The 25376-nt window shown below is 62.4% G+C and carries 19 protein-coding genes; 10 read left to right on the top strand and 9 right to left on the bottom strand.

Going from position 1 to position 25376, the window contains the following annotated elements:
• Window positions 1-13 precede the first annotated feature (13 nt).
• From CH266_RS21640 to CH266_RS21625, 4 genes are all read left to right on the top strand, one after another.
• Entirely contained in the window at window positions 14-2128 is a 2115-nt protein-coding gene (locus CH266_RS21640; protein ID WP_217901019.1) for an N-6 DNA methylase, read from the top strand.
• A 118-nt stretch (window positions 2129-2246) separates the two neighbouring features.
• The gene (locus tag CH266_RS21635; RefSeq protein ID WP_094716195.1) at window positions 2247-4226 is read left to right on the top strand and encodes a type I restriction-modification system subunit M; all 1980 of its coding nucleotides are present in this window, start codon (window positions 2247-2249) and stop codon (window positions 4224-4226) included.
• Window positions 4223-5443, top strand: coding sequence for a restriction endonuclease subunit S (locus CH266_RS21630; RefSeq protein ID WP_094716161.1), 1221 nt, complete (start codon window positions 4223-4225; stop codon window positions 5441-5443). Before CH266_RS21635 ends, CH266_RS21630 begins: the two co-directional genes overlap by 4 nt.
• A 1-nt stretch (window position 5444) precedes the next feature.
• Complete coding sequence (locus CH266_RS21625) at window positions 5445-8555, top strand: type I restriction endonuclease subunit R (protein WP_094716160.1); 3111 nt, start codon at window positions 5445-5447, stop codon at window positions 8553-8555.
• Window positions 8556-9126: 571 nt separating this feature from the next.
• Here the strand turns inward: CH266_RS21625 and CH266_RS21615 are convergent.
• Window positions 9127-10308 carry a TRAFAC clade GTPase domain-containing protein gene (locus CH266_RS21615; RefSeq protein ID WP_094716158.1) on the bottom strand — a complete coding sequence of 394 codons (1182 nt, stop codon included), beginning with the start codon at window positions 10306-10308 and terminating at the stop codon, window positions 9127-9129.
• 201 nt (window positions 10309-10509) lie between these two features.
• On the opposite strand from CH266_RS21615, the gene CH266_RS25660 reads away from it, so the two are divergent.
• Window positions 10510-10740 carry a nuclear transport factor 2 family protein gene (locus CH266_RS25660; RefSeq protein ID WP_217901017.1) on the top strand — a complete coding sequence of 77 codons (231 nt, stop codon included), beginning with the start codon at window positions 10510-10512 and terminating at the stop codon, window positions 10738-10740.
• 590 nt (window positions 10741-11330) lie between these two features.
• On the opposite strand, the gene CH266_RS21600 is transcribed toward CH266_RS25660, so the two are convergent.
• From CH266_RS21600 to CH266_RS21570, 7 genes are all read right to left on the bottom strand, one after another.
• Window positions 11331-12215: a LysR family transcriptional regulator gene (locus tag CH266_RS21600; protein WP_094716157.1), complete on the bottom strand. Its 885-nt coding sequence runs from the start codon at window positions 12213-12215 to the stop codon at window positions 11331-11333.
• A gap of 36 nt (window positions 12216-12251) precedes the next feature.
• Window positions 12252-12440, bottom strand: coding sequence for a hypothetical protein (locus CH266_RS21595; RefSeq protein WP_057477222.1), 189 nt, complete (start codon window positions 12438-12440; stop codon window positions 12252-12254).
• 55 nt (window positions 12441-12495) lie between these two features.
• On the bottom strand, window positions 12496-13068 hold the full coding sequence (locus tag CH266_RS21590) for an ester cyclase (protein WP_094716156.1): 573 nt from the start codon (window positions 13066-13068) through the stop codon (window positions 12496-12498).
• On the bottom strand, window positions 13065-13763 hold the full coding sequence (locus CH266_RS21585; protein ID WP_094716155.1) for an SDR family oxidoreductase: 699 nt from the start codon (window positions 13761-13763) through the stop codon (window positions 13065-13067). The genes CH266_RS21590 and CH266_RS21585 overlap by 4 nt, the downstream gene beginning before the upstream one ends.
• 73 nt (window positions 13764-13836) lie before the next feature.
• Window positions 13837-15306: a class II fumarate hydratase gene (gene fumC / locus CH266_RS21580; protein WP_255175989.1), complete on the bottom strand. Its 1470-nt coding sequence runs from the start codon at window positions 15304-15306 to the stop codon at window positions 13837-13839.
• The gene (locus CH266_RS21575; RefSeq protein WP_094716154.1) at window positions 15303-16967 is read right to left on the bottom strand and encodes an NAD-dependent malic enzyme; all 1665 of its coding nucleotides are present in this window, start codon (window positions 16965-16967) and stop codon (window positions 15303-15305) included. The genes fumC and CH266_RS21575 overlap by 4 nt, the downstream gene beginning before the upstream one ends.
• Before the next feature lie 24 nt (window positions 16968-16991).
• Entirely contained in the window at window positions 16992-17882 is an 891-nt protein-coding gene (locus CH266_RS21570) for a polysaccharide deacetylase family protein (protein WP_176457169.1), read from the bottom strand.
• A 442-nt stretch (window positions 17883-18324) separates the two neighbouring features.
• Between CH266_RS21570 and CH266_RS21565 the strand changes: the two genes are divergently transcribed.
• On the top strand, window positions 18325-19686 hold the full coding sequence (locus tag CH266_RS21565; RefSeq protein ID WP_176457168.1) for an FAD-binding oxidoreductase: 1362 nt from the start codon (window positions 18325-18327) through the stop codon (window positions 19684-19686).
• Between the two features lie 521 nt (window positions 19687-20207).
• On the top strand, window positions 20208-21167 hold the full coding sequence (locus tag CH266_RS21555) for a ferritin-like domain-containing protein (protein WP_094716151.1): 960 nt from the start codon (window positions 20208-20210) through the stop codon (window positions 21165-21167).
• A 53-nt stretch (window positions 21168-21220) separates the two neighbouring features.
• Here the strand turns inward: CH266_RS21555 and CH266_RS21550 are convergent, their stop codons facing one another.
• Window positions 21221-22657, bottom strand: a complete 1437-nt coding sequence (locus tag CH266_RS21550; protein ID WP_255175988.1) for a radical SAM domain-containing protein — start codon at window positions 22655-22657, stop codon at window positions 21221-21223.
• Between the two features lie 159 nt (window positions 22658-22816).
• Between CH266_RS21550 and CH266_RS21545 the strand changes: the two genes are divergently transcribed.
• The 3 genes from CH266_RS21545 (at window position 22817) to CH266_RS21535 (ending at window position 25368) form a co-directional block, all read left to right on the top strand.
• The gene (locus CH266_RS21545) at window positions 22817-23530 is read left to right on the top strand and encodes a haloacid dehalogenase type II (RefSeq protein WP_255175987.1); all 714 of its coding nucleotides are present in this window, start codon (window positions 22817-22819) and stop codon (window positions 23528-23530) included.
• A gap of 10 nt (window positions 23531-23540) precedes the next feature.
• Window positions 23541-24401 carry a tRNA glutamyl-Q(34) synthetase GluQRS gene (gene gluQRS, locus CH266_RS21540; RefSeq protein WP_094716150.1) on the top strand — a complete coding sequence of 287 codons (861 nt, stop codon included), beginning with the start codon at window positions 23541-23543 and terminating at the stop codon, window positions 24399-24401.
• Window positions 24402-24507: 106 nt separating this feature from the next.
• A complete protein-coding gene (locus CH266_RS21535; RefSeq protein ID WP_094716190.1) occupies window positions 24508-25368 on the top strand; it encodes a hypothetical protein in 861 nt (286 codons plus the stop codon).
• Window positions 25369-25376: the final 8 nt, after the last annotated feature.

Genomic DNA, 25376 nt, shown 5'->3' with positions numbered 1-25376 from the left:
GATGAGCACACCCATGATTCGATCGGCTGACATCGCCGCATTGGCCAAAGTCAGCCGCGCCGCGGTCACGCAATGGCGTAAGCGGCACAACGACTTTCCGTCACCTGTCACAGCACCCGATGCCGACACTCCGCTCTTCGACCGCGACGAAGTCGAACAATGGCTGATCCGAAGCGGGCGTCTGCCCCAGCCACTCGTACAGCAAAACAACGTCACGGCGACCGTGGTCGCGGAGACGATTCTCGGCCACCTCCGCGCATCAGGTATGCAAGATGACGAAGCCCTCGCCGGGGCAGCTCTGGTCGTGGAATACCTGGTTCGCGGAATCGCCGAGAATCATGAATTTGTCGGAGCCGCAGAACCATTGGTAGGTGCGCACCGGCCGGCTCAGCACTCCGCTGACGTTCAGGCAGCAGGTACGGCCAAAGATAGGCTCGACGTCCTGACCTCACAGGCTCCTGGCCTTGCGCCGGCGCTCAACTGCCTGGATGCGGCCGAGATGGGCGATACGCTGCAGCGCGCTGTTTCGTCAGCGGTAGCCCCGTTGAGTATCGACAGGTTCCTCGAGGTCTACGACGTCCTACTTCGCAACGATCGTCGCCGTACCTTGATCGACCCGCATCCTGTGTCGACATTCGTCGCCGACATGGTCGATCGCAGCCGCGTTCTCAGAAACGACGGCATCGTATTCGACCCGGTAGTGGGGCCCGGAGCCACCCTGTTGACTATCGGTATTCGTCACCCATCTGCCACCCTGATCGGAGCCGACATCAGCGAAGCCCTGGGCGAGATCGCGCTGCAACGTGCGATCCTGGCCAACCGCCCGATCGAGCTCCAGGTCGGCAACTCGTTGGGTAACGACCCCGCGTCCGAGGTGCTCGCTGATGTCGTCGTCGCTACACCGCCCTGGGGGCTGCGGGACTTCGGACCAGACGTCGACGTACACGATCCACGGTGGGCATTCGGTCGGCCGTCTCCTCGCTCGGACGGCATCTGGCTCCAGCACGCCATCGCCCATCTAGCCGACGGAGGCCGAGCATTCGTCGTGACTCCACGCGGAGAACTATTCCGGTCAGGTCCGCCTCACGCCTTGCGGCAAGAGTTGCTGCGCCAGGGTGCTATCGAAGCGGTCATCTCTTTGCCCGCCCGATTGTTCTCGCCGCACACCGCGATCGAGACCGCACTCTGGGTACTTGCCCGGCCCGGTCAGACTGTCGACAAGGACCGGGTGCTCCTGATCGATGTCCCGACCGGCGGTGAGTCTGAGGATTCTGTCGGCGGGTTCTCCGGCGCGCTCGCCGAGTACGAACGCTGGCGCACCTCTGCCGGGGCAGGCGACACGCCGCACTCGATCGCGGCCCCGGTTCGGGATCTGCTCGAACCCGCTGCCGGACTCATTCCCACCACGTGGATCCAGCGGCGGGATGCCCTCGGTCCGGAGGAGATAATCGAGTCCATCACCACTGTCCACGCCGCGTTGACTCGCAGTTCCCCTCGACCCGTCGAAATAGCAATTCCCGGTTTCGCACCTGCCGGCATGGTCCGCCGCGAACGGCTCACGTCACTGCCTGGAGTGCACCTCGTGCGCAGCCGACCCTCACCCTCACGCGAAGACGTCGACAGCAATGGAAAAACAGGAGCACCCCTGCTGACCGGGAGGGTCTTCTATGAGTACCGCTCCACCGGGGCCGCAACACCCGATCGGTACGTCACCGACGATCAACCCGCCGGCGTCACCACCCAGCCTGGAGACATCGTAATCCTCGGAATTGCCAGAGCGAATCAACCCATTGCCGTGCGGTTCGACTTACCAGGATGGGTCGTAGCGCCGCAGAACTACCTCGTCCGCATCGACAGCGACGCCGCCGCCCACGATCCCGACTACCTCGTCACCTGCATCAACGCTGCTGCACACGCTCTCCCTCGCACCATGGATACGGTTCGAGTAGTGCCCAGGAACATCGAAATACCCGTTGTCCCCCGAGCAGAGCAGCAGCGGATCGTCAGCCTCAACCGCGACCTCGCCAACGCCACCGCCGCAGCCGCGGAACGCCTGGCGCAGCTACGGGCACTGACAACACTCGTCGAAACCGCAACCGGGACCGGGACGATCGCGATCGAATCCTGATCGAAACCCGGCGTAGCAGCCAGGCATGGTCGCTACCTACGATCCCGGCGATTCCCCCGAAATGTCCGATCGAACCAGTACGTTCATTATCAACGCTCAACAGAAAGAAATCGAACTTATGTCCGCCAGCACCACCAACGCCAGCCTGATCTGGAGCATCGCGAACTTGCTTCGCGGTCCCTACCAGCCCAATCAGTACGGCGACGTCATTTTGCCGTTCACTATCCTGCGTCGACTCGACGCGATCCTCGCGCCCACTAAGGACGAGGTGATTGCTGAGTACACGAAGACCAACGGTCTCGGAATCGACCCGTTCGTGCTCCTAAAATCGAAGTTCAAACTGCCCTTCTTCAACACCTCCGTGTGGGATTTCGGCAAACTCGCTGCCGACCCAACCGGACTAGCCGACAACCTGATGGACTACATCGAGGGCTTCTCCGCGAACATCCGCGACGTGTTCACCGGCTACGGTCTCCCGGCCTTGATCGCGGACCTGGACAAGAAGGACAGGCTGTTCCTGATCGTGCAGCAGTTCGCGAATGTCGATCTGCACCCGGACCGAGTGACCGGTCACGACATGGGCTACATCTTCGAGGAACTGATCCGGAAGTTCGCGGAGTCGAACAACGCTCAGGCGGGTGACCACTTCACTCCGCGTGAAGTCATCGCTCTGATGGTCGACCTGCTGTACGCCGACAAGGACCTTGAGCTGACCGCGCCCGGCGTCGTGCGGACCATTTACGACCCCGCCGCGGGTACCGGCGGGATGTTGTCGGTGGCGTACGACCACCTCGTAGAGATGAATGCTCAGGCAAAACCCGTGCTGTACGGGCAGGAGATCAATCCCCGCTCCTATGCGATGTGCAAGTCCGACATGATCATCAAGGGCCAGCAGGTGGACAACATCTACCTTGGGGACACACTCGACGACGACGGTTTTCCAGGCGAGCATTTCGACTTCCTGCTCTCCAACCCGCCGTTTGGCGTCGAGTGGAAGACGCAGCAGAAGAAGGTCACCGACGAGCACCAGCAGCGCGGACACGCCGGCCGCTTCGGCCCCGGTCTGCCCCGCGTCTCGGACGGTTCGCTGCTGTTCTTGCTGCATCTGATCAAGAAGATGAGGCCGGTCCGCAGCCCCGACGACAAGGGCTCACGCCTGGCCATCGTGCTGAACGGCTCACCGCTGTTCACCGGCGGCGCCGGGTCCGGCGAGTCCAATATTCGCCAGTGGATCATCGAGAACGATCTGCTCGACGCCATCATTGCCCTCCCGACGGACATGTTCTACAACACTGGCATCTCGACCTACATCTGGATCCTCGACAACAAGAAGGTTGAAGGGCGCCAGGGCAAGATCCAGCTCATCAACGCGGTCGACATGTTCGGCAAGATGCGAAAATCGTTGGGATCCAAGCGCAAGATGCTGCGCGACGATGACATCACGACCATCTGCCAGTTGTACGACGAGTTCCGTAACGACGAGGGCACGGACGAGCCCTCGTTGTCGAAGGTGTTCGACAACAGCGACTTCGGCTACCGGACTGTCACCGTCGAGCGGCCTTTGCAGCTGAGCTTTCACGTCCACGACGAGACCATCGATCAGGTGCTCGCAGCGAAGCCGATCGCGGCGCTCGCAGTCGCCGATCAGGATTGTGTGCGCGAGGCGGTGACGGGGCTCGTCGGGCAGTCGTGGTCCAACCGCGACCAGTTCGTCACCGACTTGAAGTCCGCACTGAAGGATGTCGGTTTGGCGAAACCTGCTGCCGTAGTGGTCAAGGCAATCTGGGCCACGGTTGGTCAGCACGATCCCGATGCGGATGCCATCATGCTGAAAGGCAAGCCGGAGTCGGATTCGTCGCTTCGGGACAACGAGAACGTTCCCCTCAGCGAGGACGTCGATGAGTACTTCTCACGCGAGGTGCGGCCTCACGTACCCGACGCCTGGATCGACCATGACAAGACAAAAGTGGGGTACGAAATTCCATTCACCCGCCACTTCTATCGGTATATCCCGCCCCGCCCTTTAGAGGAGATCCAAAAGGATCTGAGGGTGTTGGTCGGCGAGATCCAGGAAATGCTCGGTCAGGTGGGCGCGTGAGCTGGAACGAGGGTCGAGTGCGCGAGATGGTCGAGCTTTTCAACGGATATCCATTCGACAGCGCATTGTTTAATAGTGGCGGCGATATCCCGCTGGTTCGTATTCGGGATATGTCGGCGGAGAAATTTGAGACTTTCGTGCCTGGACCTATCCCTCTGGGTGCTCAGCTGCGAACCGGAGATCTTGTAATCGGAATGGACGGCGACTTCAACGCGATGATTTGGACCCGCGGAGAAGCCGCATTGAACCAACGAATGTGCGCGTTACGACCCAGGGATGGGGTTGACATCAGATGGGTCTTTTACAACCTCCCTCCTCACCTTGAATTCATCAATGAGACACAGTACGCGACGACCGTGAAGCATCTATCGTCCGGTGAGATCTTGTCAATTCGCTTCCCGCTTCCGCCGCAGAGTGACCAAATCGCGATTTGCGACTTTCTTGATCGCGAGACGGCCAAGATCGATGTGTTGATCGCCAAGCAGCAACAGCTTGTTGAAACCCTTCGCGAGGATCGAGCGGCGACTATCTTCAGCGCGGTCACGGAGGGCCTCGACCGGGAGGCGCTAATGACGGAATCCAGCGTTGAATGGATCGACTTTTCTCCCAAGCATTGGAATATCAATCGAATGTCATGGTTATTTCGCGTAATATCCAGTGGGACGACCCCTGATAGCAAAAATTCCGGCTACTACGAAGGTGTTACGAACTGGGTCACGACCGGCGAACTGCGTGAGGGGTACATCGACGACACCGCGTCGAAAGTCTCGACAAGCGCGCTCATAGATTACAGCGCACTTCGGGTCTACGAGCCTGGTTCACTAGTTATCGCCATGTACGGTGCAACTATCGGGCGACTAGGAATACTTTCAGCCCCAGCTTGCACCAACCAGGCTTGCTGTGTCTTCGCTGGAGCTAAGCACGCCAATGTTAAGTTTATGTTCTATATGCTGCTTGCAGCACGTGAGCATCTGCTGGTCCTTGCCTCCGGCGGCGGACAGCCAAACATCAATCAGGACAAGCTAAGGGCATTGCGTGTGCCAACACCCAGTGTGCAGGAACAACGCGCAATCGCAGCTTTCCTCGACGCTCGGTGCGAGAGAATCGACGCGGTAATGGCTGAATCGCTCAGGATGATCGCCACCCTTCGTGAATACCGCTCCGCCCTCATTACCGATGCTGTGACCGGCAAGATCGACGTACGAGGGGTGGCCTGACATGCCGCAGCACCATGAAGTCAGTCTTGAGAAAGAGATCTGTGAGTACCTCGCTGTGCACGGGTGGCTGTACTCGCAAGACGACACCGGATACGACCGCGAGTTGGCCCTCTTCCCTGACGACGTTTTCGCGTGGTTGAAGCAGACGCAGCCAGAAGCGTGGGCAAAGCGGATCAAGCCCGACGCGACAGTCGAAACGCAGGACAAGGCGAAAGTTGTTCTGCTGCAACGGCTTGCGAAGTCCCTGTCGGCAGACCTGAAAGCGGACGGCGGTACCCTTGCCGTCCTGCGACGCGGGTTCAGCGACTTCAATGCGCACTTTCAGATGTGCCAGTTTAAGCCGAACTCCGGTCTCAACGCCACCACCTCCGAGAGGTACGGCAACGTTCGGTTGCGAGTGATGAGGCAGGTCCATTACTCGATGACGAAGCCGAGCCAGTCGATCGACCTGGTGTTCTTCGTCAACGGGATTCCTGTCGCCACAGCCGAACTGAAGACCGACTTCACTCAGTCGGTGGCCCACGCGATAGAGCAATACAAGAAGGACCGCCTCCCCAAGGGTGAACCACTGCTGACCTTTGCGACACGAGCACTGGTGCATTTCGCCGTGTCCAACAAGGAAGTGCACATGACCACCCGCCTCGCGGGCCCAGGCACGGTGTTCCTCCCCTTCAACCGCGGCAACAACCACCACGCCGGAAACCCTCCGAACCCGAACGGATCCGCCTCGTCGTACCTGTGGGAGACAATCCTTCAGCGTGACACCTGGCTCGAAATCCTCGACCGGTTCATGCACCTCGAGGTCACCGAAAAACGGGATACGATCACCAATGCGAAGACCCGCAAGGAAACGTTGCTGTTCCCACGGTTCCATCAGTGGGAAGCCGTCACGCGCCTTGTCGACGCGGCACGCACCGATGGTCCGGGGCACGCTTACCTGATTCAGCACTCGGCCGGGTCGGGCAAGACCAACTCCATATCTTGGCTCGCTCAACGCCTGGCGAGTCTGTACGACGATGCCGACCAGAAAGTGTTCTCGTCGGTGATCGTCATAACCGACCGCACCGTCCTCGATGCGCAGCTACAGGAGGCGATTCAGCAGATCAACCGCACCACCGGCGTCGTCGCGCACATCGACGGGCTGTCGGGCTCCAAGTCCTCGGAACTCGCCGAGGCGTTGGAGGCGCGAACTCACATCATCATCGTCACCATCCAGACGTTCCCCTTTGCTCTCGACGTTATCGAGAACAAGGAATCACTCCGCACCAGAAACTTCGCGATCATTGCCGACGAAGCGCACTCCTCGCAGACCGGCGGGGCGTCGAACAAGATCAAGGAAGTGCTCTCGGAGAAAGAGTTGGCCGAGGTCGCCGACGGCGCAACCGTTTCCACCGAGGACGTCCTGCTGGCCGAGACGAAGGCGCGGGCGTCGACGACAAACATTTCGTTTTTCGCCTTCACTGCCACGCCGAAAAGAACAACGCTGCAGGCGTTCGGTACACCGGGGGCGGACGGGTTGCCGCATCCGTTTCATCTGTACTCGATGCAGCAGGCCATCGACGAGGGATTCATTCTCGACGTGCTGCGCAATTACACCCCATACAAGACGGCATTCCGGTTGGCGCACAACGGTATCAGCTACACCAATGACGACAAGAGCGACGGCACCATTGCCGTCACCACCGACGGTAGCGATGCTGATCTGGTGGATCGGTCCGTTGCGGTGAAATCGGTGATGAACTGGGTGAAGCTGCACCCGACCAACATCGCGCAGAAGGTCGCGATCATCATCGAGCACTTCCGGGAGAACGTCGCGTGGCGTCTCGACGGTCAGGCAAAGGCAATGGTGGTCACCAGCTCACGCAGGGCGGCCGTCCGCTACAAGCTGGCGTTCGACAAGTACGTCGCCGAGCACAAGTACACCAACGTCGCTGCCCTCGTAGCGTTCTCGGGCGAGGTGAACGATCCCGAATCTGGCTCCGACGAGCCATTCACCGAAACCACGATGAACCCGGGCTTGAAAGGTCGCGATCTGCGGGACGCGTTCGCGACGGACGAGTTCCAAGTGATGCTGGTGGCCAACAAGTTCCAGACCGGATTCGATCAGCCCAAGCTGGTGGCGATGTACGTCGACAAGAAGCTCGGCGGAGTCCAGGCCGTGCAGACGCTCTCGCGTCTAAATCGCACCTTCGCGCCTCTGAAGGATCAGACATTCGTGTTGGACTTCGCGAACGAGGTGTCCGACGTCGTCGAGTCGTTCGCCCCGTATTACGAGGTGACCACCCTCGCCGGCCTCACCGATCCGAACATCGTGCACGACACCGAACGTAAGCTCGCCGTGATCGGTATCTACGAAGCGTCCGAGGTCGACGGACTGGTCGTCGACTACCTGGCGAAGAAGGGCAACAGCGCGCTCGAAAAGTGGATCGCGCCTGCCGCACAGCGGTACAGCGTGCGAATGCAGGAGGCGGTCGACGCGTCCGACAAGGTGTCGATGGACGAGTTGACGATGTTCCGCAAAGACGCCGGCACGTACGTTCGCCAGTACGAGTTTCTCTCGCAGCTCTTCGACTACGAGAACCCGTGGCTTGAGAAGCTAGCCATCTACCTGAAATTGCTCATTCCGCAGTTGGCGGGTGGGAAGGCTCAGATTCCCATCGACCTCTCCGCAGTGACCATCGATTACCTCGGTCACCACCAGCAAGCTCAGCAGAACGGTGAACTGATAGCCGGTGTTCCGCTGGAGCCAGCGAAGGACGCAGGAACGGGAACTGTCAAGGATCCGGAGATGGTCGCGCTCAAGGAGGTCATCTCGAAGATCAACGACCTGTTTTCCGGGGATCATCCGGAGTCGAGTGTTCGGAGCGTCGTGTCGCATCTTCAGGACCGCCTGGAGGAGTCCGAGACCCTACGCCAGCAAGCGAAGAACAACAGCCTGGCCCAGTTCTCTGCCAGTCCAGATCTCGATATCGTGTTCATGAACGCGGTAATCGGTGCGATGGACTCGTCGACGGATCTATCCACGCAAATACTGAACAACAGCGACCTTGCGCAGAAACTGCTGGGCGAACTTCTTCCTGCCGTCTATCGAAAGCTTCAGGCCGCGTCTTAGAAGATTCGACGGTCGACGAAAGCAGCATTCAGATACCGCGACTGCCTACACGCGTCCGAACAGCCTGACGGTCTGGCGACTCATGGGCGGGATCAACGAAAATCGACGGCAGGTGGGAGGGGTCGGGGCCATCGCTCCGAGTTTGGTGAGCTGGGGGTCCTCGCACGCCGTGTGCAGGGTCTCAGTCGCGTGATGGGTCGGATATTAGGCCGTCAGCCGTCCGATGGGTTGGGGGATTCCCAAATGCTCGCGTACATATCAGACACCAACGGCCACACTTCGTCTAGACCGTCCTCCACGGAGTCGACAGCAGCAGCGAGGTCGCCGAAGATGACGAACTCGTGGGGTATTACGCGACGTGCTGAATCGCGACGCCCGAGAGGATCTGGAATGCGTAGCGCGACTTGCCCGTTTAGGCGGCGCCACGCGGTCGGAGCGTCTGAGAGGTCTTCGAAAGCCCGTTCGTAGACCGGGAGCGGATCGCTCAGTCCGGCATCGAGAAGAAAGCGAAAGCCCCAGGTCCGACCCCGAGTGGCCCAGATCAAGCTCGCTGAATGCGCGGGATTGCTACTCACTTCGGGTTCCTGATCACTTTGTCGTCGACGCCCTGCTCGAGATCAAGCTTGAACTGCGTCAGAGTCGCTCTCAGGTAGTCGTGCTTCGCCCGCGCCTGCTTATTCATTTCCTCGAGTTTCGGTCCTACCAACTTGACTGCTTCTGCCAAGATCGGCAGCGCCATGGCCGCGACCTTGCCCGCCGTGCCCGCTTTGGCCAACATTTTCTCGATCGGCCCGAATTTCTTATCGGCTAGGCCGGCCGCCAGCAACTCGGTGCCGTCGGCGAGCGATTCGAGCACTTTGTACGGGATATTGAGCTTCTGCTGCCACTGCACGCGACGTTCCAGCGGAAGAAGAGACGCCACCGGGAGGATGAGATCGAGACCGACCCGTTTCGTCAGGTCGATGTCGACCGGCTGCGGATCATCGGACTTCAGCTCGAACTTGGCGGAGGAGAGCAGCATGAAGTCTTCACCGATCGATAAGGCTGCCGGAGTCTCAATTAGCTCGACGATGGTTGATCGAAGGTGTTCGACGTCTTCGGCTGCCTCGAGGATGACCATGTCGCGAAATGTGTCGACGTCCCAGTCCGGCAATAAATCAGCTTTCGACAGGGCCAAGATCCAGATTCGGGGGAACTCGACGATGGGCCCGTCCTCGAGCAGGTCGTTCTTGAGTCGCAGAAGCCCTTGACGGAAGTTGAACATCAGCGACTTGAGATACAGCTGTTCTTCGCCGCGGTGATCGAGCAGTTTCTGCCCGTCCACCAACAGAATAGCGACGTCAGATCGAAGTAGAGAACGGAAGGTGTCGGTACGCCGGTCTTGTTCTGCCGCGCTGCCCGGCTCCTCCTCGAACCATTCGCCCGGGTAGTCGTGCCACGCGAGCCGGAGGACGTCGAATGGCCTCTTCTTGGCTGCGTCGTTCTCTCCGCCTTTGAGTTTGACCGAGAAATAGTAGGTCGTGCTCTTGAAGCGGTTGGTTATCGGCGCAGACGCTTTTTTCTTCATGCCGAGGTAATTCTTGTAGAGCCGAACCCCTTGGCCGACGTCATCAGCGACGAGATCCCAGAGATCGTTCTTGTAGGACCCCTCCTGGGTCGGGCCGAAGAACGACGAAACCAGAACGGTCTTGCCCGACCCGGCCTCGCCGAAGACGGCTATGTGTTGCTCTCGAACTTTGGGGAACTTGGCCATGCCAGGACGGTACACAACACAGCCGACCGCCTCGGTCTCGATAGGTGTACCAGAGTGCACCCGCTCTTTTGCCACCACTAGCTGTCAGTCGGCTGCGCTCGGGGTCGTGACAAGTTCGACGGTGGTCGACAGCGGCTGACCGCTTCCGGAATGACTACACGAATTGACTCGATCGTCCTTCGATGAGGCATCATCGATCCGATGCGTGAAGAAATTCAGTTTTTCATCAATCTCGAGTCTCGCGTCTGGGACGCGCTGGCCAACGGCGACGCAGACGCCGATCTCGAACTACTGTCTGCCGACTTCGTCGGGGTGTATCCCACCGGTTTCGCCAATCGGGCAGACCACGTAAACCAACTAGCCGACGGGCCCAGCATCGCGTCCTACTCGATCTCGGAAGCGAAACTGATCGAGGTTCTGGGGATGCGGTGATGCTCTGCTATCGCGCCGACTACCAGCGGCCCCATCGCAGCGTGGGCGAGGCGATGTTCATCAGCTCGCTCTGGCTCCAACGAGATGGCCGTTGGCAGAACAAGTTCAGTCAAGACTCACCTGTCAACTCCTGACTGCGCTGCCTAGCTAACTGGTGCGGGCGTCACCTACAGCACCCGGTGGTCTTCGAACCCGTCACGAGTAGCGGAAGCAGCTTTCGCAGTTCCTGATTCTCCCCCGGATCCAGACCCGAGTGCTGCACAGGCCGGTACCAGTTCCCCGGTCTCCGCATGCGCCATCGAATACGTACACGCCGCCAATCTCTCCTGCGTTTCGAGCAGCACCGGATCCGTTGCAGTCTCACCGGGCTGCATCATCGTCCACGCAGGTAAATTATTCTCGGCATCCATGAACCGGTGAACGACGAACGTCATCGGGCGGACCTGACGGCGAGCGAACGCGACCGCCAGCTCTCGGATGCCACCACATCGATGCACGGCACTACGCGCCCACCGCATGGCCACGAGCACACCCCGCGGATGTCCGATGAGTACTCGGCGCCGGCCAAGGAGACATCGGCGGGCGCAAGGTCAGCTGCGCCGCGCTCCCATTCCCCGCGCCACCAGGTCGTCGACGAACCGGCGGGTCAGTGCGTCTGTCTGCGTTCCGACCATCACGACGACCGATCGTTGCAGCGGTGGCCGCAGCGGGATGACGATGCCGGCGAACCGCGCGGGCAGTGCGGTGGTCGGAACGAGGGCGATTCCGAGGCCTGCGTGGGCGAGTTGAGCTGCCGTAGTGGCGTTTCGGGTACGGGTGACAGCATCGAGCTCGACGCCGTGGGCTGTCGCGACGGAATCGAACCACCCGCGTAGACCGTTCGACGAGTGGTAGTGCACGATCGGTCTGCCTGCCAGATCGGTCCATCGGATAGCAGGCTTGTCGGCGAGATCGAGCCCCTCCGGGATCACCGCGACGACGTCTTCCGTTCCGATCTCGTGGGTCACGCCGGTGAACTGCGTCGAGGCCGGACCGACTGCGAGGTCGATGTCGCCGTTCGAGAGTGCGTCCGCCATCGCGTCCGCACTGGTGAACTCGGTCAGATCCAGTCCGATGTGGGGGTACTTTCTCGTCCATTTTCGTAGCGTGGGCGCGAGGAGTGGGACGGTCATGCTTTCGGCGCACGCCAGTCGCAGTCGGCCTTGACGTCCCTCCGCCAACGCTCGTCCGGTCTGCACGATGCGGTCGGCAGCCGACAGTGTGGCTCGCGCATCGTCGAGCAACGCGCGACCGGTCGGGGTCGGCCGCACCCCGCGCGGGAGCCGTTCCAGCAGCGGGGTGCCGATTTCGGTTTCCAACGACGCCAGCTGGTGAGACAATGCCGGTTGCGAGAGATGCAACTGCGCTGCCCCCGCGGTGACGGAACCGGCGTCCACGACGGCGACGAAGCATTCGAGGGCTCGCAGGGTCGGCATCGGTCGAGGGTATGCGACGTCGATAGTTCGGCGCCTCTAGTTGGAATCCCTCTTCAGGTAGCGGGATGTCGTCTGCACGAGCACTGTGCTGAAGAAGATGCCGATCAGCGTCAGGATCACGCCGGACCGGATGTCTCCGTCGATGAAGTTCGTGACGGCGACGACATACGAGATCGCAGCCATGACGATGCCTGCGGCCATTCTGATCCTCGGGTCGATGTTCATGTGTGTCAATTCCTTTCGCGAGAATTGTTGTGCGATGGTGGCGGGCTCGATTCGGTCAGCCGACCGCGACGAGTTCAGCTTGTTGGAGGAAGGTGAGGTTGTCTTCGAGGTGCCAGTCTGCGTCGATGCGAGCATCGCCGACGTGCTGGATGTCGATCGCACCGAAGTCGATCGTTTGTCCGGTTCCGGTGCGACCGTCGTACGTGCCGGTGAAATGACCCCGGAAGATCAACCGTGCGGTGAAGGTGTCGCCGGTGACGTACAGATCGGCGAGCTCGCACGTCAGGTCGGGAACCGCAGCGCGGAACGTGTCCGACGCCGCGACGGGTCCGGCCGGGCCCTGCGGGCGTCCCGGCGGCAGAGTGTTGTCGACGAAGCCGGGGTCCACTGCTCGGTCGAGGTACGCGGTGTTGCCGGTGTTCCAGAACGTGTACAGCGTCTGCGCGATACGAACGACCTCGCGGGTTCGGTCCGTGACCGGTGCGTCGCCGACGTTCACTGTGCCCGGCGCGACCAGGTCGGCCGCAGAATCCACCAGAGGCTGATCGGTGGTCATGGCGCCGGTGGAACACGCCACCATTGGCAGCGTCACGACCACCAGTGCAGCCATTGCCGTGAGGAGTTTCATGCCAACCGCCCTCCCCCGTCGACGTGCAGGGTGACGCCGGTGACGAAGGTGTTCGTCAGCAAAGACAGTGCAGCGGCGGCGATGTCGGACGGTCGACCGACTCTGCGGGCGGGGTTGGTGCGCGCCGTATCCGCGAACAGTGCGTCCTTCTCCTGTCCCATCGAGTCCCAGGCCCCCGAATCCACGATCCCGGGTGACAGGGCGTTGACGCGGACGGGTGCAAGTTCGACCGCGAGCGCCTCGGTCAGGAACGCCACCGCCCCGTTCGTCGTCGCCATTACCGACAGGCCGGGCGCAGGTTTCCAGGCGGCGACGCCGGAGAAGAACAGGAACGAACCTCCCTCGCGAACCTGCGGCGAGAAGTGCTTGGCCAACAGGATCGGCCCGATCACTTTGGCGTCGAACGCATTTCGTATGGCACCCGCGTCCAGTTCCGTGATGGGCCCGTTCGCGTGATCTGCTGCGAGACTGACGACGTGGTCCACCGCGCCGACCGACGTGGCAGCTAGCGCAATGGATGACTCGTCCCCGAGATCGATCGTCACCGCACTCGCCCCCGGACCCAGCTCCGAGACTGCAGCATCGAGTGATTCACTGTCTCGCCCAGCGAGGATGACCTCGCCGCCGCGATCGAGAACAGCCGACGCGATCGACCGTCCGATTCCCGAGGCTCCACTGACCAGAAGTACGCGCATTGGGTGATCCTTTCGTTGGGTGTGCGTTTCAATTCAGTGAAGCAAGAAATTGACCGTCGAACAATCGATGCTTTCACTTGCTGCTATCGGAAATATCGATACCAATCATTTTTGCCGGGTCGACGATCCGGTCGAATTCGTCGCCGTCGACGAATCCGATGGCCAGGGCCGCGTCGCGCAGTGTGCTGTCGTCGGCCAAAGCCCGGTGCGCTATGGCGGCCGCCTTCTCGTACCCGATCACGGGCGAGAGTGCGGTGACGAGCATCAGCGACCGGTCGACGTACCCCGCGATCGTGTCGCGGTTCAATTCGATTCCACTGACGCAATATTCGGTAAACTTCGCGCACATGTCGCCGAGAATCGTGGCCGAATGGAGCACGTTGTCGATGATGATCGGGCGCATCGCGTTGAGCTCGAAGTTGCCTTGCGAACCGGCGAACGCCACGGCGGTGTCGTCGGCGATCACCTGAATGCACACCATCACCATTGCCTCGCACTGAGTGGGGTTCACCTTGCCGGGCATGATGGAACTGCCGGGCTCGTTGGCGGGCAAGATCAGTTCGCCGAGTCCGGCTCGCGGCCCCGAGGCCGACCACCGGATGTCATTGGCGATCTTCATCAGCACCACGGCCAACGAGCGCAGTGCCGCGCTCGCTGCGACCATCGCGTCGAGCCCACCGAGAGCGGCGAACTTGTTGTCCGCCGACACATACGGGCGACCGGTCTGCGCGGCGATCTGCGCGGCGACATCTGCGCCGAACCCGTCGGGTGCGTTCATCCCAGTTCCGACTGCGGTGCCGCCGATCGCGAGGGAATACAGTCCCCTCACGCCGGCGTCCACGCGGTCGAGTGCCTGTTGCAGTTGCGCTGCGTACCCGGACCATTCCTGGCCGACTGTGAGCGGGACGGCGTCCTCGAGGTGCGTTCGTCCGATCTTGATCACCCCGCGCCACGCATGCGCCTTCTCTTGCAACGCCCGGAGCAACGAATTCGCTCCTGGCAGCAGGCGATCGGTGATGATCGCGACAGTCGCGATATGCATCGCGGTGGGGAAAGTGTCGTTACTGGACTGCCCCATGTTGACGTGGTCGTTGGGGTGAATCGGCGTCTTCGATCCCAGTTCCCCGCCGGTGAGCTGAATGCACCTGTTGCCGATGACCTCGTTGACGTTCATGTTGGATTGGGTGCCCGAACCGGTCTGCCACACGAACAGCGGAAAATGTTCGTCGAGGCGCCCGTCGATCACCTCGTCGGTCACACTCACGATAAGGTCGCGTCGCCACGTCTCCAATCGGCCGGCTTCTCCGTTGACGATCGCTGCCGCCTTCTTGACGTGCCCGTACGCGTGATAGACCGCCTTCGGCATGCGGTCGTCTCCGATAGAGAAATGCTGCAACGACCGTTGCGTCTGCGCACCCCAATACTTGTCGGCAGGCACCTCGATACTGCCCATCGAATCGCTCTCGCTGCGCGTACCCGTTGTATCGATCCCGATGGGCACATCCGACATCGTGGGAATCGACGGCTCACCGTGGTTGCTCACCGGCCGGCCTCGCGGTAGTTCTCGACATCGAACGGTCCGTACTCGGGAATCCACATCGCCTCGTGCACAGCAGCTTCGACGTCGTGGTGGGTCTTCGTCGCCACGCCCTCCTCGGCTGCGGCGCGGGCCACAGCGGCAGCGACGATCGCCGACGACGCGCGCAGGTCCTCTACCGGCGGGAGCAGCGAGGCACCTGCCGCACTGACATCGACCTGTCCGGCCACGGCGTTCGCGGCCGCGAGGAGCATTGCGTCGGTGACCCGCGACGCACCGGAGACGATGATTCCCAAGCCGAGTCCGGGATAGAGCAGGGCGTTGTTGCCCTGCCCGATCTGGTAGGTGACGCCGCCGTGTTCCACCGGATCGGCCGGAATCCCGGTCGCCACCAGCGCAGCACCGTCGGACCACACGACGGCATCGCGCGACGACACCTCGATGCGACTCGTCGGGTTGGACAGAGGGAGCAGGATTGGGCGCTTCACCCCCGCGCACAGGGCACGGACCACCTCCTCGGTAAACGCCCCTGCGACGGTGGAGGTTCCGATGAGGATGGTGGGGCGCACCGCTTCGACGACGGACAACAGGTCCATCGCGGCGCCGCCGTCGGACATCTCCCCGGCCGGCCTCGCATAGGGCTGCTGGTAGTCGGGAAGCGCGGTCATGTCGTCGGTGATCAGCCCGTTGATGTCGATCAACCACATCCGTGATCGCGCCTGCTCGGGCGTCAGGCCGTCGGCGACCATGGCCGCCGAAATCTGATCGGCCATACCCGTTCCCGCGGTACCCGCGCCGAACACGACGAGCCGTTGGTCGGCGAAATTCTGGCCGGTGACCTTCATGCCGGACATCACGGCGGCCATGACAATGGCACCGGTGCCCTGCATGTCGTCGTTGAAGATCCGGTACTTCTCACCGTGCTCGGTCAGGATCCGCCGGGCATTCGACGGTCCGAAATCCTCGAAATGCAGCAAGGCGTTCGGGAACAACTCGCTTGCGACGTCGAGGTACGTCTCGATCAGCTCGTCGTACTTCTTGCCGCGGACTCGTTCGTGCCGGTTGCCGAGGTAGGCGGGGTCGTCCAGCAACGCTCGGTTGTCCGTTCCCACATCGAGATTGACGGCAATGACACGGGCGGGATCGATGCCCGCAGCGGCGGTGTAGATGGCGAGTTTGCCGACCGCGATATCGGTGCCGTTGACGCCCCAGTCGCCGATACCCAAGATCTCCTCGGCATCGGAACACACGATGAGGTCGACATCGTCTGGGCCCAGGCCCAGTGTCTGGAACGACGCGCGGACGTCGTCGACGCGGTCGATGGAAAGATACAGCGCACGCGATCTCCGGTACTCGTGGCTCCACTGTTCGATGGCGTCGCCGATGGTCGGGTCGTAGACCACGGGTAGCAACTCGGCGAGGTGGTCCGTGAGAAGGCGGAAGTACACGATCTCGTTCCGATCGTGTAATGCATTGAGGTACACATACTTTGCGAGATCGTCCGGTTGGGATGTCAGTTGCCGGTACGAGCGTGCGGCCTGCTCGTCGATAGTTTCGACGGATGCGGGGAGCCGACCGGTCAACCCAAGCGCGCGGCGTTGTTCGGTGGTGAATGCGGTGCCACGGTTGCGGTAGGCATCGTGCAGGACGCGTTGTCCGTTGTCCATGTGGGAAGTCCTTGCTGTCGGTGGTCAGTGGCTGCGGCCGGGGAGCCCGCTGATCGGTGCCGGATCGCGGTCGACCCAGGTCGCGGTGTCCGAGTGATCGAGCGTCCATTGCGCGATCTGGTCCTTGCGCGCCCACCAGACGTCGCCGCGCTCGCGAAGACGGGTGAAGACTCGGTCGAGTACCCGCACGCGCGAGGCGTGGCCCGAGAGTCGGTCGTGGAGGCCGATGACCATCATCGTGCGCCGATGCGCGCCTTCGGCATAGAGCTGGTCGAACTCGTCGACCAGTTGCTGCTCGTAATCGGCCGGGGAAAAGCCGGGGAAGTCGAAGCTGGCGATGTCGTTGAGGTGTACCGAGTACGGCACCGTCGCAAACGGCTCACCGTTGATCCGTTGCAGGAACGGCTCGTCCGCGGACAGATCATCGATGTGATACCGAAAACCCCTCTCCTGCAGTACTTCCAAGGTGTTCACACCGGGCCGGATCCAGTAGTTGTTGTACCCGGTGGGCCGCGTTCCGGTGACCTCTTCGATTGCGGTGACGCTGTCCGCAATCCATGCAGCTTCCTCGTCGCGGGAAAGTTGGTACTGCCGCTCCCATCGCCGCCCGTGTGCGCCCGCCTCGTGCCCGCGGGCCACGATCTCGGCCGCGATCTTCGGGTGGCGCCGCACCGCATCGCCGATCATGAACGACGTCATCGGTATCGAGTGCTTGTCCAGCAGGTCCAGGATTCTGGGCACGCCTTCGCGGGCACCGTATTCGTAGAAGCTGTTCTGCCCCAGGTCGGGGTATCCGGACAGTATCGGCTCGGTGATGGGTCCGCCGGCACCGCTGATCGGTTGTCCACCTGCCTCGAACTGCATCGAGACGGTGACCGCCATTCGTGCGCCATCGGGCCAGAGATGTGTCGTCATAATCGTGTCCTGTTCTCGCAATGTGCGGGTGCGTTGTTCGACGATCGGTACAGCTCTGCGCATCCCGATAAAAATCCCATCGCGGCATCGATCTTTCGGTCCACCGACATTCGGACTTTCGATGGCCGCCGCGCGGCTGACGGTGTCTGCTTACGAACCCGTCGCTTTTCCTTGTGTCTCCATCGAACCTCCGAATCGCAGTCCAGGTGGGTCTGGCCGCGGACTGCCGTCCCCCGACGCAACGGTGGGCCTCGAGTCTGTGCTGGTGAGGGGCTGTGTGGCGCGACTCGACGGCATGTTCCCCGCCCTCGTAAGTGCACCGACCGCATCTCCCGAGGAGCAGTCACCGCCCACTGTCGACCGGTCGCACCTGTCGAACACGTTGCGGTACAACAAAAGAGGACGAACGAAACCACAGCCTGCACACGACCATAAGGAACACATGACATCCGCCGAGACGACCTCGATAACCGACCTGTTGGATCGCGCCACACGGGGGTCGGTGTGGGGCCCGGGTTCCGCGGAATACGACGGCGAGGTGGCCGGATTCAATGTCGCCGTGTCTCATTCACCGGCCGCGGTGGTCGTCGCCGCCGATGCCGACGACGTTGCTGCGGCGGTTCGAGTCGCAGCAGCCGCCGGTTACGGGGTGGCCGTCAAAGCCACCGGCCACGGTGCCCGCGCGACGCACGATACGTCGATCATGATCTCCACCCGACGGTTGAGCGACGTACACATCGATGCCGGTGCACGCACTGCGACCGTCGGCGCCGGTGTCCGGTGGCAGCAAGTACTCGACGCCGCCGCGGTGTTCGATCTCGGCGCACCGTCCGGGTCATCCACCGCTGCGGGAGCTGTCGGGTACACCCTCGGCGGTGGGCTGAGCCCGCTGGGTCGAACCATCGGATTCGCCGCCGACCTGGTGCGCTCGTTCCAGATCGTCACTGCCGACGGTCGTGTGACCATGATCGACGAGCACACGGACGGAGAGTTGTTCTGGGCACTGCGGGGCGGGGGCGGCGGCGGGTTCGGCATCGTGACCGAAATGGTGATCGATCTGCTGCCGATGCACGCCGTGTTCGGCGGTGGCATGTTCTTCGATCTCGAGGACGCGCCCACCGTTCTTCACGCATGGCGGACCTGGGTACAGGCTGTGCCGGAATCCGTCTCGACATCGATCGCGCTCCTGCATTTGCCGCCGGACCCCGCCCTCGCGGTAGAGCTTCGTGGCCGCACCGTCCTACACCTGCGGTACGCCCACGTCGGATCCGCCGAACGCGGCCAAGAACTGCTCGCGCCGATGCGCTCGATCGCCGAACCCATCATCGACACGGTGGCCACCATGCCGATGACCGCGTTGGCCTCGATTCACATGGACCCGGTCGAACCGTTGCCGGTGATCGAGCGCGGATTGCTGTTGTCGACGATGACCGAAAAAACAATCGACGCGGTCCTGTCCGCCGCCGACCTGCCCGTCGCCACAGTGGAATTGCGATTGATGGGCGGGGCCTTGGATCGGTCGCCGCGGTCCCCCGGCTCGGTGGGCGGACGTTCGGCCGCGTTCTGCCTGTATCTGATCGGGGTTGCTGAGCCGGCCATCGCAGCGGACCTACCAGGCGTGCTCGACGAACTCCTCTCGCGTTTCACGGCTGATTCCGCCGACCGCGCATTTCTCAATCTCGCAGGCACAGGGTCGATGGATCTGGTGCGGGCAGGATGGAGCACAACCGAATCGGAGCGACTGGAGGCGGCCCGACACGCGGTCGACCCGGCCGGTGTGTTCGCTCCATCCGCGCGTTGGTAGCTGCGACGATTCGACGCCGCCGACCCGAGGATCGGTGACCCTGGCAGGGCGCGCCCCGAGTGTCCTTACGAACATCTACTCGTGCTGGCACGGGACGCCGACACCATCAGCCGCAGCCTCCGCTGCCGCAACATGCTCCTGTGCTGAAGCGGGGACGAGTTCGTCTTGGCGGTCCTCGGCCTGAACGAGAACGCCGTCCACACGGTGATCGCGACAACCGAATCCGACTTGCAGGCAGAAAATCTAGTCGCCATCACCTGCGGTCCGGTGTTCGTCACCCCGACCAAGCTCCAACAAGATGGCCGTTGGCAGAACACGTTCAGCCAGGACTCGCCCGCCACCTCATAACCGAGCCCCAGCTCACCGCCAGAGGCGTCGCTGGACAATACACAGGGCCTCTGCCAGTAGTTATAGGCAATTTCTGAGGAAAAGTACAGATCGTCGTTGGAGGGGCTACTGTTGCCTGGTCCGCGGGGGCGTCGGCATCATGCACTTCACCCGGACGAGAGGCCCAGTCGCATATGTTCGACAAGAAATTCATCACCAAGGCCATCAACAGCAGCTCTGAAAACGGTCTCGACCGTAGGCGTTTCATGCGGGCAGCAGGTCTCACCGGTTTGGGTGCAGGCGCGGCAATGACTGTGGGCTCAGGCGTCGCATCAGCATTTCCCTTCGGCTCCTCGGATGGTCCGCTCATCCCCGGAATGCCCGGTCAGGGCCCCTCCGATGCAGCAATTCTGAACTTTGCCCTCAACCTCGAGTACCTGGAAGCGGAGTTCTATCAGCGGGCGGTGACCGGAAAGGGTCTGCCGGACACTCTCGTGGGCGGCACCGGAACTCCCGGGCCTGTCACCGGAGGTCGGCAGGTGACCTTCGAGAGCAAGTTGATCAAGGCCTATGCCGAGGAAATCGCGTTCGACGAGCTCAATCACGTGGCGTTCCTGCGCGGAGCGCTCGGAAACGCGGCAGTAGCGCGACCGGCGATCGACCTCGACGCGAGCTTCAACGCGGCAGCCATGGCAGCAGGACTGATCGGTGAGGGCGAGACCTTCGACGTCTACGCGAACGAACAGAATTTCTTGCTCGGCGCGTTCATCTTCGAGGACGTCGGCGTCACCGCATACAAGGGCGCGGCACCGCTGGTGACCAACAAGACGTATCTCGAAGCCGCTGCTGGCATTCTGGCTGCCGAGGCCTACCACGCGGGCATCATCCGGACGAGCCTGTTCTCTCTGGGTCTCGAAACGCCCGCGAACGCCATTTCCGACGCCCGAGACAGCCTCGATGGGCCGGACGATCTGGATCAGGGAATCACTCTCAACGGTGCCGCCAACCTGGTTCCCCTGGACGCCAACGGAATCGCGTACTCCCGCTCACCGGGCCAGGTACTCAATATCGTGTACCTGAACCCGGCTCCGGTCACGTCCGGTGGATTCTTCCCCGCAGGCGTCAACGGCGAGCTCAACACCAGCGGCGGATAGCCGACGGTTTCGCTCGGGTGGTGTCGCATGACTCGACACCACCCGTGCGGACGTCAGCCACAGCAACCAGCGGGCTCCGAGCCGGACACGAGTAACGGCAACAGCTTTCGCAGTTCCTGGTTCTCCCCCGGATCCAACACCGAGTGCTGCACACAGGCCGGGACGAGTTCCCCGGTCTCCGGATGTGCCATCGAGTAGGTACACGCGGCCAATCTCTCCTGCGTTTCGAGCAGCACCGAATCCGATGCGGTCTTACCGGACTGCATCATCGCCCAAGCGGGAGAAACGTTTTCGGCATCCATGAACCGGTGAACGACGAACGTCATCGGACGAACGCGCCGGCGAGCGAACGCCACCGACAGCTCCCGGACGCCACCGCATCGACGCACAACACTGCGGGCCCACCGCACGGCCACGAGCACACCCCGCGGATGTCCGATGAGCACGCGCAGCACTTTGAGGAACAGTAGCGGCGGTGGGGTGCCGCCGAAGTTCACTCCGCCCAAGTGCCGGAAGAACTGGTCGCGCGCATCGACCTCGGCGGAGTGCGTCACGTCGATGAACGGATGCCACCGGCCTCCGACCATGAATCCCAATGCCGTTCTGTTGCACCGAGGATCACCGAACTGAATCGAATGGTGCGAAATCTGTTGCTGCATAGCGACTTCGATCCGATCCCACACCATGTCGATATCGACCTCCCGGTAGCCACCGGACCACCGCCGCGCGTCCCCGACGAACGCCGCGGGCTGGAAGGACACCATCGAGTAGCCACCCATGGCGACCACGTTCTCGACGACTTCGGCCACCTCGTCGATGTTGTCCGGAGTGACCGTCATGTTGTGGGCCAGATACGAGCTCACCCCGTGCTCGCTCTTCAACCGCGCGAACATCTCGGCGAACCGCTGTCGATACGGATGCAGCTCGGCCTCCGACCTGGGCCTCGGGATTCCGCGTCGGCCACGCATCAGTTTGTCGAAATGCACTGCGTACGAAACACGTCCGAAGCGGGGGCGGCCATCCTCACCGACGACGACGGACTGCAGATACTCGTAGTCGAAGTCGCCGTGCGTGAACGACATCGGCTCGCGGCCGTGCTCGCGCATGATCGTCAGCGCAGCAGCGTGAACCTCAGGGGCGAGCAGACTCACCTCCCCGCCGATCAGCTGTGCGTGCGCCCGCGGTCCGCGTCGAGCGGCAAGGTGTCTCATCTGCGCCGCCACCTCACGCAGGGTGTGCTCGCCATCGATGCGAACCTTGTTGGCGTCTGCGCTGTGATAGCAGGGACTGCACGTCAGGTTGCATTTCGGAAAGACCCCATGGGTGCCCTCGCATCCCACCGCGTGCCGGCCCAGTGTCTGCGAGGGCGTCCGCACGCCGACGGGTAACGCCGCCCACCGCTCGTCCAGCGCCGCGCGCGTCTGCGGATCCACCGGACGGGTACTCGCCTCGACGCGGCCCAGCATTGCGCGAATGTTCGTCCAGCTCACTCGGACCTCCCGTCGGACTCCACGGTACGCATCAGATCACCGAGCCGGCCTGCACCGAGGTCGACGTGAGAAGTCCACTCGCGGCACAGAGAATGTCGATACCGTCGGGTGAGCCTCGTCGTTGCCCCGAGGACAAGAGAACCACGAGGAGCGCAGTTCGTGAACGATGCCGATAGCCCGAACGAGTCGTCTGCACTTCGCCGACCACGCGTGATCATCTTCGACGTCAACGAAACGCTATCCGACATGTCGCCGTTGTCGGAGCGCTTCGCAGACGTGGGAGCCCCCGCCGAACTCGCGTCACTCTGGTTCGCAAGTGTTCTGCGTGACGGCTTCGCACTCACCGCGGTCGGCGCGGCTCGGCCCTTCGCGGACATCGCATCCGGGCTGCTTGCAGTCATGCTGCCCCGGGAGGCGCTGGATCGAGGGCTCGACGATGCCGTCGAGCACATCATGGGCGGTTTCATGGGTCTGGACGTGCATCCCGACGTAGCAGGCGGCATCAGAGCACTGACTGCGCTCGACATCCGACTGATCACCCTGAGCAACGGTGCGGTCGGCGTCGCTCGACAATTGCTCGAAGGTGCCGGAGTACTGGAACACGCAGAGATGCTGCTGTCCGTTGACCAAGCCGAGGCATGGAAACCCGCCGCACAGTCGTACCGATACGCGCTCGATCGGTGCGACGTCGAACCCCACGAGGCCATGCTCGTCGCCGTCCACCCCTGGGACATCGACGGCGCACACCGTGCCGGGCTGCGCACTGCCTGGATCAACCGAACCGACACCACTTACCCGCAGCACTTCATCGCACCGGACCTCGAGGCGACCTCACTGCTCCACCTCGAGAAACTACTGCAGGTCGCAACCTAGAGTTGTCCCCATGCCCGCCGGACGCTTCGCTCCCAGTCCCTCCGGCGATCTCCATCTCGGCAATCTCCGCACAGGACTGCTGGCCTGGCTCTTCGCCCGCTCCACCGAACGGCGTTTCGTGATGCGCGTCGAAGACCTCGATCGCGTGAAAGCCGGCTCAGAGCAACGTCAACTCGACGACCTCGCGGCAATCGGCATCGACTGGGACGGGCCGATCATGCGGCAATCCGAGCGTCGGGAAATCTACGACGCCACGATTCGCACGCTCACCGCCGCCGGGCTGACGTACGAATGCTTCTGCACGCGTCGGGAAATCCTGCAGGCCGCGTCGGCTCCGCATGCACCCGACGGCGCATACCCGGGGACCTGCAGAAATCTGACCGCTGACGAGAAAGCAGCCAAAGACCGACCACCTGCCATCCGATTGCGCTCGCAGACAACCGAATTCACCGTCGTCGATCAGCTGCACGGTCTCTTCCGAGGCCAGGTGGACGACTTCGTCCTGCGTCGATCCGACGGTGTACCCGCCTACAACCTCGCCGTCGTCGTCGATGATGGCGCGCAAGGCGTCGACCAGATCGTGCGCGGCGACGACCTGCTCACGTCCGCGCCGCGGCAGGGCTACCTCGCTCAACTCTTGGGCCTGACCCCCGCGACGTACGTCCACGTCCCCCTCGCACTGAACGTCGAGGGTAAGCGCCTTGCCAAGCGCGACGGTGCCGTCACACTGCGCGAACGACCCGATGCGTGGACGCTCATCACAGCATCCCTCGGCATGCCGGACGTGAAGAACGCCGAGGAACTGCTCGAGCGGTGGAAGCCGAGGCTGGTGCCGCGCGAACCGTGGGTGTTCGACCCCTCGAATGCCTGAACGCCCTGACAAAATCGAGATCACGTCGCAACGCGACAGAACCCAACTGCGCACGAATCGGACGTACAGTGACCGCGACAAACTTATCCCGAGGGAGAAGGACACAATGACCTCAGGCGGCTACGACCCCGACAAGGATCCACAGAACCCCGGTGGTTATCCCCCGCCGCAGGGCGGCGGCTACCCACCACCCGGCAACTACCCACCACCCGCGCAGGGCAACTATCCGCCGCCCGGGAATTACCCGCCACCTCCCGGCGATTACCCCCAGCAAGGCGGCTACCCGCCACCCGGCGGCTACCCACCGCCCCCACAGGGCAACTACCCGCCGCCTCCGTCGTTCGGTAACTCGCCGATGGCGACGCAGCTATCCGTGGGAACAGCCATCGGCTACGCGTTCGAGAAGTTCAAGCAGAACGCCCTCGTCTGGATCGGCATCGTCCTGATCGCGGCGATCATCCAGGGCGTCCTGAACTTCGTTCTGAGGTCCGACAGCATCGTCCTCAGCCTGGTGTTCAGCATCATTGTCGGTGTTGTCGCACTCCTCATCCAGGCGGCGCTCGTCCGCGGCGCTCTGCACGAGGTGGACGGGATCAAGCCTGCTTTCGGGTCCTTCTTCCAATTCGGCAACGTCGCCGCCGTCATCATCGCCGGCATCCTCGTCGGCATTGCAACCAGCATCGGCTTCGTCCTGCTGATCATCCCCGGCATCGTCATCACGTTCTTCACGTGGTGGACCTTCCAGTTCGTCATCGACCGTGGCGACGAACCCATCCCGGCTATCAAGGCCAGCGCGCAGGCGATTGCGTCGAACGGTGGAACACTCTTCGTGCTCGCTCTCGCCCTGGTGGGCCTCAACATCGTCGGTGCGATCCCCCTCGGCCTCGGTCTGCTGGTGACCATTCCGATCACGATCATCGCCGGTACCTACGCTTACCGCGTCACGGTGCGTGGCCACGTCGCCTGACCTGTAAT

Origin of the sequence: Rhodococcus sp. 06-1474-1B (genome assembly GCF_002258885.1) — a bacterium.
Lineage (GTDB): Bacteria > Actinomycetota > Actinomycetes > Mycobacteriales > Mycobacteriaceae > Rhodococcoides > Rhodococcoides fascians.
The sequence above is the reverse complement of the archived record's forward strand: the minus strand, read 5'-3'. Positions and strand labels throughout refer to the sequence as shown.

Bases quoted from the DNA above. Each gene is read 5' to 3' on its own strand.
- CH266_RS21640 (WP_217901019.1), top strand. From the start codon at position 14: ATGATTCGATCGGCTGACATCGCCGCATTGGCCAAAGTCAGCCGCGCC.
- CH266_RS21635 (WP_094716195.1), top strand. From the start codon at position 2,247: ATGTCCGCCAGCACCACCAACGCCAGCCTGATCTGGAGCATCGCGAAC.
- CH266_RS21625 (WP_094716160.1), top strand. From the start codon at position 5,445: ATGCCGCAGCACCATGAAGTCAGTCTTGAGAAAGAGATCTGTGAGTAC.
- CH266_RS21615 (WP_094716158.1), bottom strand. From the start codon at position 10,308: ATGGCCAAGTTCCCCAAAGTTCGAGAGCAACACATAGCCGTCTTCGGC.
- CH266_RS25660 (WP_217901017.1), top strand. From the start codon at position 10,510: ATGCGTGAAGAAATTCAGTTTTTCATCAATCTCGAGTCTCGCGTCTGG.
- CH266_RS21600 (WP_094716157.1), bottom strand. From the start codon at position 12,215: ATGCCGACCCTGCGAGCCCTCGAATGCTTCGTCGCCGTCGTGGACGCC.
- CH266_RS21595 (WP_057477222.1), bottom strand. From the start codon at position 12,440: ATGAACATCGACCCGAGGATCAGAATGGCCGCAGGCATCGTCATGGCT.
- CH266_RS21590 (WP_094716156.1), bottom strand. From the start codon at position 13,068: ATGAAACTCCTCACGGCAATGGCTGCACTGGTGGTCGTGACGCTGCCA.
- CH266_RS21585 (WP_094716155.1), bottom strand. From the start codon at position 13,763: ATGCGCGTACTTCTGGTCAGTGGAGCCTCGGGAATCGGACGGTCGATC.
- CH266_RS21575 (WP_094716154.1), bottom strand. From the start codon at position 16,967: ATGGACAACGGACAACGCGTCCTGCACGATGCCTACCGCAACCGTGGC.
- CH266_RS21570 (WP_176457169.1), bottom strand. From the start codon at position 17,882: ATGACGACACATCTCTGGCCCGATGGCGCACGAATGGCGGTCACCGTC.
- CH266_RS21565 (WP_176457168.1), top strand. From the start codon at position 18,325: ATGACATCCGCCGAGACGACCTCGATAACCGACCTGTTGGATCGCGCC.
- CH266_RS21555 (WP_094716151.1), top strand. From the start codon at position 20,208: ATGTTCGACAAGAAATTCATCACCAAGGCCATCAACAGCAGCTCTGAA.
- gluQRS (WP_094716150.1), top strand. From the start codon at position 23,541: ATGCCCGCCGGACGCTTCGCTCCCAGTCCCTCCGGCGATCTCCATCTC.
- CH266_RS21535 (WP_094716190.1), top strand. From the start codon at position 24,508: ATGACCTCAGGCGGCTACGACCCCGACAAGGATCCACAGAACCCCGGT.